Source organism: Actinomadura sp. RB99 (assembly GCF_014706005.1).
Classification (GTDB): Bacteria; Actinomycetota; Actinomycetes; order Streptosporangiales; family Streptosporangiaceae; genus Spirillospora.
In genome coordinates this window covers 36388-46094 of the sequence record NZ_JABMCA010000076.1, presented here as the reverse complement: position 1 = coordinate 46094, position 9707 = coordinate 36388, and the positions used below count along the sequence as shown (strand labels likewise).

The following is a 9707-nucleotide window of genomic DNA, read 5'->3' as shown; positions in this document are numbered from 1 at the left end:
CCGCGTCGCTTCCGATGAAGCAGGTGTCGCCGAGCAGCGGGTTGATCGTCTTGGGTCGCCCACCTGGCGGTGCAGAACGCGGCGCTCGACGCGGTGACCGACGCGGCGGCGGCGCCGGCGGGGCACGCGGCCGGGCAGGGCGCGCACGGGGCCGGAGCAGGGGACGTTCGAGCGGACGGGGCGGAGAGTGACACCTTCCGGAGCTGATCAGGACGCGGCCCGCGGGGGACCGGACGCCCCGGCGGGCCGCCGCCGCGCGACCCCGCGCACGCCCGGCTCGGCGCGCACGCCCGGTTCCCCGCGCGCGGTGCTCGCGGCCCTCGGGCGGGTCCTGTCGGCGGAGGCGTCGGTGCCGCGCGTCGTGCTGGGCACCGCGGTCGCGGGCGCGGTCGTCGTTCTCGCGCTCATGCACCGGGTCGCGCTCGACGCGGGCGGCGAGAGCCTGATGGGCGCCGACCGGGCCTGGCTGCTGCTCGCCGCGCTCGCCACCGCCGCGATGTGGTGCGTGGGCACCGTCACCCAACTCGGCTCGATGCCGGTGCGGCCTCCGGTCGGCCGGCTGTTCGCGGTGCAGGTCGCCGCGTCCTTCGCCAACCAGCTGCTGCCCGCCGGGTCGGGTGGGATCGCGATCAACGTGCGGTTCCTGCGGCGCTGCGGGCTGACCCGGGGCGCCGCGATGGGCTCGGTCGGGCTGAACTCGCTGGCCGGGCTGGTGACGCACCTGCTGCTGCTCGCGGTCGCCGTCGCGGGCGTCCCGTCCGCGCTCGGCATGCTGGGGGAGCGGCACTGGCCGCGGCCCCGGGAGGTCGCCGCCGCCGTCGCCGGGAACCCGTGGATCGAGGGCGGCCTCGCGGCCGCCGTCGTCGCCGCGGCGGTCGCGCTGGTGTGGCTGCGCCCGGCCCGCTTCGCCCGCGTCCTGCGGTCCCGCGTCGCGGCGGGCGGGCGGCAGTTGCGGCACGAGCTCGCCGGGCTCGGCATGGTCCTGCGGCACCCCGGGCGCGCCACCGCGCTGTGGCTCGGCTCGCTGTCCTCGCCGCTCCTGCACGGCCTCGTGCTGTTCGCGGTGCTGCGCAGCCTGTCCGTCCCGATCACGGTGACCAGCGTCGTCGTGGTCTACCTCGTCGTCTCCTCGGTCTCGGCCCTGGTGCCCTCGCCCGGCGGCATCGGCGGGCTGGACGTGGTGCTGGTCGCCGGGCTCGTGTGGGCGGGCGTGCCGTCGGCCGCAGCGCTCGGCGCGGTCGTCGGGTACCGGCTGATCACCGTCTGGCTGCCGCTGCTGCCGGGCGCCTGCGTGTTCGCCGTCCTGCTGCGCCGCCGGATCATCTGACCGCCCGCGCGGACCGTCCCGTTCCCGGCCCACACCAGGCCGGTCGCGAGGACCGCCGCCGCCGTCACCGCCATCCCGGCGAGGACGTCCAGCAGGAAGTGGTTGGCGGTCGCCATGACGACGAACGCGGTCGTCACGGGGTACAGCGCCGCGAGCCAGCGCGCCCGGTGGCGGCGCAGGAGCGCGACCGCCACCGCCACCACCCACGTCGCCCAGGCCAGGTGCAGGGACGGCATCGCCGCGTACTGGTCGGCGGGCACCGGGCCGCCGTGCGTCGTCCCGAAACCGGCGAGCGCCACCGAGTCGGCGAACCCCGCGCCCGGCAGCAGCCGCGGCGGCATCACCGGCAGGACGAAGAAGACCGTCATCCCGGCGAGGTTCGTCAGGACGAGGGCGTTGCGCGCGGGCCGGTAGAGGTCCGGCCCGGCGATGTAGCACCAGGCGAGGACGGTCAGCGTGACGCCGATGTGCGCCCGCTGGTACCACTCGACGGAGGCCCACGCCATGCCGTGATGCCCGGTCAGCCACCTGTTCAGCCCGAGCTCGACGTCCAGGTGCAGGTCGCGCTCCACGGCGAGGACGTCCCGGCCGTGCGCGAGCGCCGCACCGTGCCGCGCGTCGGCGAGCGAGCGCACGTAGTCGTAGACCTTCAGCAGCACCAGCACGATCAGCAGCTCGCCGACGAGCCACGGCCTCCTGCGGCGCGGCCTTCCGGCGGCGCGCGGGCCCGTGTCGTGCGCCGCGGGGCGCGGGAGCAACGCGCGGACGGTTCAGCCCACCCTTCTCTCGGGCCGCCCGTCGGGCGCCCTGTCCAGCCGTTCCATGGCCAGGCCGTACAGGTCCTCGGTGCGGCGCAGCACGCCCGGCCAGGTCACCGGCGGCTGGACCGCGCGGGCGCGGGCGGCCATCCGGGCCCGCAGCGCCTCGTCGGACGCCAGCCGGACGATCGCGTCGGCCATGGCGCCGTCGCTCGCGGCCAGCAGGCCGTCCTGGCCGTCGGTGACGAACTCCCCGATGCCGCCCTCGGTGCGCGCGATGACGGGCAGGCCCGCGCACCGCGCCTCAAGGGCGGCTATGCCGAACGATTCCAGTACGGCGGGGGCGACGAACAGGTCGGCGCGCCGGAACAGGGCCCGGATCCCGTCGCGTTCCAGCCGTCCGGGCAGCTCGACCCAGCCGGTCATGGCGTGCCGGCGCAGGTAGCGGTCGATGGAGCGGCGTTCGGGCCCGTCTCCGACGATCACCGCGCGCAGCCCGGCGGACGGGCCGAGCGCCGCCCGCGCCCGCCGCAGTATCCGCAGCAGGTGGTGCGGCCGCTTGCGCGGCGCCAGCCGCATGACGGCGACGACCAGCACCTCGCCCGGCGTGCGGGGCAGCGGATCGACCCGCCACTCCTGCGCGTCGATGCCGTTGGGCAGCACGAACACCGGGGCGGGTGAGACCAGGCGGCGCACCGGCTCGGCCGCGGTGTCGCTCACGGCCGTCCACACGGCCGGCAGCGCGGACCAGCCCGTCGCCGCGTCGAGGACCCGGAACGCCGGCTCCATGTAGGAGATCAGCGAGTGCACCGTCACCACGGTCGGGATCCGGGCGGCCAGCGTGGCGCCCGCGACGGCCAGCGGGGTGAACGGGCCCGCGTGCACGTGCACGACGTCGTACTTGCCGTACCGCGCCAGCCGCCGGCCCGCCACGATCCCGCCGGGGTTCAGCGTCGTCGGGAACGCCATCCGCTCGGTGGGCCGCAGCACGCGCGGCCCGTTCGGGTCCTCCCGCATCGCGGGGTCCCGGCGCCGGAGCCCGGCGGGGCGCGCCGACGAGGTGATCACGGTGACGTCGTGGCCCGCCTCCTGCTGCCGGGTCGCCAGATCGTGGACGTGCATCTCCACCCCGCCCAGCCGCGGCAGGTAGTAGTCCGTCAGGTGCGCGATCCTCATCGCCGGGCTCCCCGCGCCGGGCCCGCGTTCCCCTCCGGCACACTTGACCGGTGCCGTACACGCTGGTGTCCTTCCACGCCCACCCCGACGACGAGGCGCTGCTGACCGCCGGGACCCTCGCCCGCGCGGCCGCCGGCGGCCACCGGGTCGTCCTCGTCATGGCGACGGTGGGGGAGGCGGGCCTGGCGGCGTCCGCCGACCGCGAGGACGGGCGGCTCGGCGAGCGGCGCGTCGCCGAGCTCCGCGACTCCGCCCGCGCGCTCGGCTGCGCCCGCGTCGAATGGCTCGGCTACGCCGACTCCGGCATGGCGTCCGATCCGTCGGGCGCCCCCGGCTCCTTCGCGCACGCCGACGTGGAGGAGGCCGCCGCGCGGCTGGCCGCGATCCTGGACGAGGAGGGCGCCGACGTCCTGACCGTCTACGACCCGGCGGGCGGGTACGGGCACCCCGACCATGTGCAGGTGCACCGCGTCGGCACCCGCGCGGCCGAGCTCGCCGGTACCCGCGTCGTGCTGGAGGCCACGGTGGACCGGCGGCTGCTGCGCCGCGCGCTCGCGCTGGTCGCCCGGCTGCCGGGCGTCCCCGCGGACTTCTCGCCGTCCCGGTTCGCCGCCGCCTACAGCGCCCCCGAGGCGCTCACCCACCGGGTGGACGTGCGGCGCTTCGCCCGCCAGAAGCGCGCGGCGATGGCGGCCCACGCGACGCAGGCCGGAGCCGACACGGGCGTCCGGACGCTGGCGGTGCTGCTCAGGCTTCCCCGGCCGGTGTTCCGCTGGGCGCTCGGCCACGAGTGGTACGTCGAGCACGGCCGGACGCCCGCGCGCCCCCTGCTCGACGACATCTTCGCGACCCTGCGCGACGCCCCCGGCCGGAGCGGCTGACACCGGCGGCACGGCCGCAGGCGTCGTCGCCATGGCCGGCGCGGCCGGTCCCGGGCGGGCGGCGCACGGGCCCGTCACGCTCGCCCCCGTCACGGCAGCCCCAAGCCTCGTTCACGTACGCTTCCCTCCAATCTACTACAACCCACGTAGTAGATCGTTATCGCGGCAAAGCGCTGGTGCCGGGGGCGCCCTGAGCGGGGACGCGCCGCTACGTCCTGCCGGCCCCGGTGCCGAGCGCGGCGCGGAGCGCGCCCGTGGTCAGCCGGCGTGCTTCGACGGCGGCCGGGAGCACGTGGTCGAGGCCGAAGATGCCGTGGAAGGCGCCCTCGATCCGGTGGACCTCGACGGGGACGCCGGCCTCGGCGAGCCGCGCCGCGTACGCCTCCCCCTCGTCCCGCAGGGGATCGCACTCGGCGGTGAGCACGAAGGCCGGAGGCAGGCCGGACAGGTCCGGGGCCCGCAGCGGCGAGGCGTACGGGTGGTCCGCGTCGGACGGGTCGTCCAGGTACTGCTCCCAGTACCAGCGCATGTGCGCCGCGGTGAGGAACTTCCCCTCGCCGTGCTCGCGGTAGGACGGGGTGTCCTGCCCCGCGTCGGTCACGGGGTAGACCAGCGCCTGGAACGCGATCGGCGGGCCCGCCCCGTCGCGGGCGGCGAGGCACGCGACCGCGGCGAGGTTCCCGCCCGCGCTGTCGCCGGCCACCGCGAGGCGATCGGGATCGCCGCCGAGCGACGCGGCGTTGGCGTGCGCCCAGGCGACGGCGGCCCGCGCGTCCTCGACCGCGGCGGGGAACGGGTGCTCGGGCGCCAGCCGGTAGTCGACCGAGACCACGATCGTCCCGGCACCGGACGCGAGGATCCGGCAGAACCGGTCGTGGCTGTCGAGCCCGCAGAGGGTGAACCCGCCGCCGTGGAAGAACACCGTGACCGGGTGCGGTGCGGCGCCGTCCGGCCAGTAGATCCGGACGGGCAGGTCGCCCTGGTCCGGGTGCAGGGTCCGGTCCTCGGTCCGGGCGACGGGGATCGGTTCGAGGTCGGGACCGGGCGCGGCGGCCAGCAGCCGCCGCGCCCGCGCCGCGTCGGTGACCTCGGCGCCGATCGGGGGGAAGCCCGCCGTCATCGCGGCGGCGATCTTCTGCGCGCGGGGGTCGAGCGGCATGGTCAGCCGGCCGCCTGCGCCATCATCACGACCTCGCCGGCGGTCCAGCCGCCGTCCACGGCCAGCTCGGCGCCGGTCACGTAGGCCGCCGCGTCCGAGATCAGGAACGACACCGCCTCGCCGATCTCCTCGGGCACGCCGACCCGGCCGAGCGCGGCGAGCGGGAAGCCGCCCTCGCCCAGGGTGGAGTGCTCGGCGGTCATCGGCGTGTAGGTCATGCCGGGGTGCACCGAGTTGACCCGGATCCGGTGCCGGCCGAGCTCCGTCGCGGCGATCTTGGTGAGGCCGCGGACGCCCCACTTGGACGCGCCGTACCCGGAGGTCAGCGGCAGCGCGGTCAGCCCGGCCGCGGAGGAGATGTTGACGATGGAGCCGCCGCCCGCCGCCCGCATCGGCTCGATCACCGCCTGCATGCCGAGGAACACCCCGAACAGGTTGATCCTCAGCACCTTCTCGAAGTACTCGGGGGACTCGTTCTCGATCAGCGAGTTGGACGCGATGCCGGCGTTGTTGACCAGCCCGTCGATCCGGCCGTAGGCGCCGAGCGCCGCCTCGGTGACGGCCCGCCAGCCGTCCCGCTCGGTGACGTCGTGCCGCATGAACAGGCCGCCGACCTCGGCCGCGGTCGCGGCGCCCGGCTCCTCCAGCAGGTCCGTGACGACGATCCGCGCGCCGTCCCGGGCCATCCGCGCGGCGGCCGCGGCGCCCAGGCCCCGGGCCCCGCCCGTCACGATCACTACCTTGTCCCGCAGTCCGGACATGTCCCTCTCCTTGCTCTGACGTGCGCTTTCTCTGCAGCGTATTCCAAATTGGAACATCAAGTGTCGGGGTGTGACGCGTCAGACCCCGGCGGGTGGCTAGGCTGGTCGCCATGGCGCGCCCCTCCGAACCGCCCGGCGAACGGCTGCCCGCGACCGCGTGGGCCGTGCTCGGCGTGCTGTCCTTCGGCGAGGCTCTGACCGGCTACGAGATCCGCCAGTGGGCCGAGCACATCCTGCGGTTCTTCTACTGGAGCCCCGCGATGAGCCAGATCTACACCGAGCTCAAGCGGCTGGAGCGCGTCGGGTACGCCGAGTCGCGGCTCGGCACCGCCGCCGACGGCCGGTCCCGGCGCGTCTACACCATCACCCCCGCCGGCCGCGACGCGCTCAGCGGCTGGGTCGAGCGGGCCCCGGTCGAGCCGCCCGTCCTCAAGCACGGGACGGCCCTGCGCGTGTGGCTCGGCCACCTGGCCACGCCCGAGCGGCTCCGCCAGATCGTGACCGAGCACCGCGACGACGCCCAGCGGCTGCTGGAGGAGGCGGAGTACTCCCGCTCGTACGCCGCGTCCGTGTCCGGCTGGGCCTATCCCGAACTGGTGGCGCGCTGGGCGACCCGCTACTACGCGGCCGAGCGCGACCTGGCCGACCAGATGCTCGCCGACCTGGACGAGCTGCTCGCCTCCGGGCGGGCCGTCCCGCCCGCGGGCACGCCCACCCAGGCCCCCGGCTGATCACGCCCGCTCCCGCAGGTCCCGCTTGACGACCTTCCCGCTCGCGTTGCGCGGCAGCTCGTCGACGACGTGGAAGTGCCGGGGCACCTTGAAGTTGGCGAGCCGCTCGCGCAGCCAGCGGGTCAGCTCCTCGCCGCCGACCGCCCCGTCCGCGCCGTCCCGCAGGACCAGGTACGCGGCGCCGACCTCGCCGAGCCGCTCGTCCGGCACCCCGACGACCGCCGCGTCGGCGACCGCCGGATGGCGGACGAGCACGCCCTCGATCTCCGCCGGGTAGGCGTTGAACCCGCCGACCACGAACATGTCCTTGAGCCGCCCCGTGACGGTCAGGTAGCCGCGCTCGTCGAGGCGGCCGCAGTCGCCGGTGCGCAGCCAGCCGTCCGCGTCGACCGCCCGCGCGGTCGCGTCCGGATCGTCCAGGTAGCCCTTCATCACGTTGTAGCCGCGCACGAGGATCTCGCCGGTCTCGCCGGGCGGCAGCGGCCGGCCGTCCGTCGCGGCGATCCGGATCTCGGTGCCCGGCAGCGCCGGGCCGGTGGTGCGCGCGACGGTCTCGGCGTCGGCGTCGACCGGGCAGACCGACACCACACCGGCGGCCTCGCTCAGCCCGTAGGCGGTGAACACGTCCGGCACGCCCAGCTCGGCGCGGATCCGGCGGACGAGGTCGACCGGCACGTCGGCCGCGCCCGTCCCCGCGAGCCGCAGCGCGTGCGGCGGCCGATCGGGCAGCGCCAGCAGCGACGAGAAGACCGTCGGCGGGCCCATCAGCACGGTGACCCGCTCCTCGGCCAGCCGCCGCGCCGCCCGCTCGGCGTCGAACACCGCCTCCGGCAGCATCGTGGCGCCGTTCAGCAGGCACGCGAGCACGCCCGCCTTGTAGCCGAACGTGTGGAAGAACGGGTTGATCAGCAGGTACCGGTCGCCCGGCCGCAGCGTGGCGACCGCGCTCCACGCCTCGAAGACGCGGAGCGTCTGGCCGTGCGTCGACATCGCGCCCTTGGGGCGTCCGGTGGTGCCGGAGGTGAAGACGATGTCGCACACGTCCTCGGCGCGCACCGCGTCCGCCCGCTCGCGCGCCTCGTCCGCGCTCACGGCGGCTCCGCCGGCGAGGTGATCGGCCCAGCTCACGGCGGTGCCGTCGGGCTCGCCCGCCAGCAGCACGGTCAGCCTGAGATCGGGCAGGCGGGCGCCGGAGGCGGCCAGCATCGCCGGGTAGTCGTTGCCGAGGAAGCCGCGCACCGTGAACAGCGCGGTGGCGCGGCTGCGGCGCAGGATGTCGGCCGCCTCGGCGGCCCGGTAGCGGGTGTTGAGCGGCACGAGCACCGCGCCCGCGCTCACCAGGCCGAGGGCCGCGACGATCCACTCCGCGCTGTTCGGCGCCCAGATCGCCACCCGGTCGCCGGGCCGGACGCCGGCGCCGGCCGCCGCCCGCGCCGCCGCCTCGACATCGGCGCCGAGCTGCGCGAACGTCCGGCGGACCGGGCCGTGCGCGGTCTCGGTCACCAGCGCCTCGCGGTCGCCGTGGACGCGGGCGGCGTGCCGCACGAGCGCGGGGATCGTGGCGGGGGCGGGGTGGGGTGGCATGTCGCTCCTTCGGGCCGGACGGGGGTGACCGGGCGCCTTGACATGGAACCACAGGGATGCTTCTAATCGGAATGTTTCTATTAGAAATATTTCGCTTCGGTGCATCAGGAGGACGCATGGCGGCGCACGCGACGATGGAGGAGACGGCGGGAGCGGAGGGAGCGGCGGGGCAGGTCGGCGCGGAGCGTATGCGCCGGGTCCTCGGCGCGTTCTGCACGGGCGTCGTGGTGGTCACGGCGATGGACGGGGACGAGCCGGTCGGCATGGCCTGCCAGTCGTTCTCGTCGCTGTCGCTGGACCCGCCGCTGGTGTGCTTCTGCCCGGGCGCGGCGTCCACGACCTGGCCGAGGGTGCGCGCGGCGGGCCGGTTCGCGGTGAACGTGCTGGCCGCGGATCAGGGCGGGCTGTGCCGGGCGATGGCCGGCCGGGACAAGTTCGCCGGGGTGTCCTGGACGCCGGCACCGGGCGGCTCGCCGCTGCTGGACGGCGCGCTGGCGTGGATCGAGGCCGACGTCGAGCGGGAACTGCCGGGCGGCGACCACTCCATCGTGATCGGGCGGGTCCGCGACCTCGCCGCCGTGCGGGCCGCGCGGCCGCTGCTGTTCTTCCGCGGCGGCTTCGGCCATGCGCTCAGGAGGTGAGCGGCCCGTCCTTCGCGGACTCGGCGGCGATCTCGTCCAGGTCGGCGAGCATCCGGCGGGTCAGCTCGCGCTCGGCCTCGTAGTAGCGCTGGGACCAGCGCAGCACCAGCTCGGGGTAGGCCCATTCGGCCACTTCGGCGGCGCCGCCGGCGTCGGCCGCCGCGCGCCGGCTCATCTTCTCGGCGTACTCGCCGTGCTGCCGGAGGATCTCGCGGAGCCGGGCCGGCTCCATCAGGTGGCCGAGCCAGGTCCGGAGCATGACCCCGTGCTTGAGGACGGGCGGCTCGACGGGCGCCTCGCGCGCCCAGCGCGACACCGCGGCCATGCCCTCCTCGGTGATGGCGTACACGCGCTTGCCGCGGGTGCTCTCGGTCAGCTCGACGCGGGACGTGGCGTACCCGATCTTCTCCAGCCGCTTCAGCTCGCCGTAGATCTGGCTGTACGAGGGGCTCCAGTAGAAGAACTTGAGGCTCCAGTCGGCCCACTTCTTCAGGTCGTAGCCCGACAGCTCCTCGCCGAAGGAGAGCAGCCCGAGCACGGCCCAGCTGGTCGGCGGGAGGTTCGGCGTCGCGTCCCCCGCCGCCGCGTCCTTCGCCGTGCCGCCCTTTGCCGTGCCGCCATGCGGTGCCGTGTCGCTCACCCGGCCAGCGTAGTCGCCGCTATATGCCGGACGGTCATGTGGCGGCGGC

General features: G+C 75.7%; 9 protein-coding genes and 1 pseudogene. 4 read left to right on the top strand and 6 right to left on the bottom strand.

What is annotated here, in order from left to right; genetic code table 11:
• The first annotated feature begins 187 nt into the window (after window positions 1–187).
• The gene (locus tag amrb99_RS40965) at window positions 188–1327 is read left to right on the top strand and encodes a lysylphosphatidylglycerol synthase transmembrane domain-containing protein (RefSeq protein WP_190866738.1); all 1140 of its coding nucleotides are present in this window, start codon (window positions 188–190) and stop codon (window positions 1325–1327) included.
• Window positions 1328–1386: 59 nt separating this feature from the next.
• On the opposite strand, the pseudogene amrb99_RS53510 reads toward amrb99_RS40965, so the two are convergent.
• Both amrb99_RS53510 and amrb99_RS40960 read right to left on the bottom strand, forming a co-directional pair.
• Window positions 1387–1899 (bottom strand): annotated as a pseudogene (locus amrb99_RS53510) (phosphatase PAP2 family protein); the annotation flags it as partial.
• A gap of 198 nt (window positions 1900–2097) precedes the next feature.
• Window positions 2098–3261 carry a glycosyltransferase family 4 protein gene (locus tag amrb99_RS40960; protein WP_190866736.1) on the bottom strand — a complete coding sequence of 388 codons (1164 nt, stop codon included), beginning with the start codon at window positions 3259–3261 and terminating at the stop codon, window positions 2098–2100.
• Between the two features lie 50 nt (window positions 3262–3311).
• On the opposite strand from amrb99_RS40960, the gene amrb99_RS40955 reads away from it, so the two are divergent.
• Window positions 3312–4142 carry a PIG-L family deacetylase gene (locus amrb99_RS40955; protein WP_347257067.1) on the top strand — a complete coding sequence of 277 codons (831 nt, stop codon included), beginning with the start codon at window positions 3312–3314 and terminating at the stop codon, window positions 4140–4142.
• 208 nt (window positions 4143–4350) lie between these two features.
• Here the strand turns inward: amrb99_RS40955 and amrb99_RS40950 are convergent, their stop codons facing one another.
• Window positions 4351–5301 (bottom strand): alpha/beta hydrolase, encoded by a 951-nt coding sequence (locus amrb99_RS40950; protein WP_190866734.1) that lies wholly within the window; start codon window positions 5299–5301, stop codon window positions 4351–4353.
• 2 nt (window positions 5302–5303) lie between these two features.
• Window positions 5304–6062: a glucose 1-dehydrogenase gene (locus tag amrb99_RS40945; protein WP_190866732.1), complete on the bottom strand. Its 759-nt coding sequence runs from the start codon at window positions 6060–6062 to the stop codon at window positions 5304–5306.
• 110 nt (window positions 6063–6172) lie between these two features.
• Here amrb99_RS40945 and amrb99_RS40940 point away from each other — a divergent pair, with 110 nt between their 5' ends.
• Window positions 6173–6793 carry a PadR family transcriptional regulator gene (locus amrb99_RS40940; protein ID WP_190866730.1) on the top strand — a complete coding sequence of 207 codons (621 nt, stop codon included), beginning with the start codon at window positions 6173–6175 and terminating at the stop codon, window positions 6791–6793.
• On the opposite strand, the gene amrb99_RS40935 is transcribed toward amrb99_RS40940, so the two are convergent.
• On the bottom strand, window positions 6794–8377 hold the full coding sequence (locus amrb99_RS40935) for a FadD3 family acyl-CoA ligase (protein WP_190866728.1): 1584 nt from the start codon (window positions 8375–8377) through the stop codon (window positions 6794–6796).
• 116 nt (window positions 8378–8493) lie between these two features.
• Between amrb99_RS40935 and amrb99_RS40930 the strand changes: the two genes are divergently transcribed.
• Complete coding sequence (locus tag amrb99_RS40930) at window positions 8494–9018, top strand: flavin reductase family protein (protein WP_190866726.1); 525 nt, start codon at window positions 8494–8496, stop codon at window positions 9016–9018.
• On the opposite strand, the gene amrb99_RS40925 is transcribed toward amrb99_RS40930, so the two are convergent.
• Window positions 9008–9658, bottom strand: coding sequence for a PadR family transcriptional regulator (locus tag amrb99_RS40925; RefSeq protein WP_206700298.1), 651 nt, complete (start codon window positions 9656–9658; stop codon window positions 9008–9010). The genes amrb99_RS40930 and amrb99_RS40925 overlap by 11 nt on opposite strands.
• Window positions 9659–9707: the final 49 nt, after the last annotated feature.

Bases quoted from the DNA above. Each gene is read 5' to 3' on its own strand.
- amrb99_RS40940 (WP_190866730.1), top strand. From the start codon at position 6,173: ATGGCGCGCCCCTCCGAACCGCCCGGCGAACGGCTGCCCGCGACCGCG.
- amrb99_RS40935 (WP_190866728.1), bottom strand. From the start codon at position 8,377: ATGCCACCCCACCCCGCCCCCGCCACGATCCCCGCGCTCGTGCGGCAC.
- amrb99_RS40950 (WP_190866734.1), bottom strand. From the start codon at position 5,301: ATGCCGCTCGACCCCCGCGCGCAGAAGATCGCCGCCGCGATGACGGCG.
- amrb99_RS40930 (WP_190866726.1), top strand. From the start codon at position 8,494: ATGGCGGCGCACGCGACGATGGAGGAGACGGCGGGAGCGGAGGGAGCG.
- amrb99_RS40960 (WP_190866736.1), bottom strand. From the start codon at position 3,261: ATGAGGATCGCGCACCTGACGGACTACTACCTGCCGCGGCTGGGCGGG.
- amrb99_RS40945 (WP_190866732.1), bottom strand. From the start codon at position 6,062: ATGTCCGGACTGCGGGACAAGGTAGTGATCGTGACGGGCGGGGCCCGG.